This is a genomic window from Pararcticibacter amylolyticus (genome assembly GCF_003130405.1).
Classification (GTDB): Bacteria; Bacteroidota; Bacteroidia; order Sphingobacteriales; family Sphingobacteriaceae; genus Arcticibacter; species Arcticibacter amylolyticus.
This window is the reverse complement of record NZ_QEAS01000063.1, coordinates 720-1,691: the sequence shown is the minus strand read 5'-3', so window position 1 is coordinate 1,691 and position 972 is coordinate 720. Positions and strand designations below refer to the sequence as shown.

The following is a 972-nucleotide window of genomic DNA, read 5'->3' as shown; positions in this document are numbered from 1 at the left end:
AGATCGTATTCATAGCGGTAGGTGCCGTCGGTATTCCGTACCGCCCTGCCCTCTTCGGTCTGGATGAAATCGATTGTTCCGTTGGTATACTGGATACCGGCGATATAGTCCCGGGTGGTACCTGCCTGTACCGAACGGATCTTATTGCCGGTGGCATCATACGTGTACGTGGCAGTGCCACTGCCGGTCACCTGCGAAGGGAGATTGAGCTCATTGTAGGTGACCGTCAGGTTCCGGGTGCCGTCAGTTGTGGTATTGCCATTGGCGTCATACCCGAAACTGCCGGTCTTGAAGCCACTGACTGCACTCAGACGGTTGCCGTCATACGTGTAGGCCAGCGAACCGTAGTTCCCCCGGGCCAGGCTCTGGATGTTGCCCATCTTGTCGTAGGTCAGGGTTTCGCCCAGCTTATTGCTGGCATGGCTGGAGGCAGCAGTCGTCAGCCGGTTCACCGGGTCATATGTATAGGTGAACCAGCGGTTGCCGCTATGGTTACCGGTATATTCCTGCTCGGAGATGTTCCCGTTATACTGAGGAGCGGCTCCTTTTGTGGGGGCGTTGTAGCGCAGTCTGAGGTCGAGCCTGGTGGTGACGGAGGATGTTAGCCAGCCTCTTTCGTTGTAGGTATAGGTGATGGTTTGGGCCCCGTTGTGCAGTTTCTTTTTCCACAACTGGCCTGTTTCGTTATATTCGTTTTCAGACAGCAGGACCTCTCCTGCGTTATTGATATTCTGCCAGGTCTTCGTCTTCCTTCCCATATGGTCGTAGACGTAGCGGGTCCTGGTGGTGACGCTGCTGCCCGGGCTGGTATGGTAACGGGTAACCGTTTCGGGCTCATCGGTGAAGGTGTAAGTGGTCAGCACGCTGTCCACTCCTCCCCGGTAGTTCTGGCTCTTGACCTGCATCACCTGCCCGTCCTCATCATAGAAGGTGAGGCTGGTCAGCATAGTGGAGGTGCCCAGGACTTTTATC

At 55.8% G+C, this 972-nt stretch carries 1 pseudogene; it reads right to left on the bottom strand.

Annotation, left to right across the window (positions count from 1 at the left end):
* A pseudogene (locus DDR33_RS26155) lies at positions 1-972 on the bottom strand (DUF6443 domain-containing protein); the annotation flags it as partial.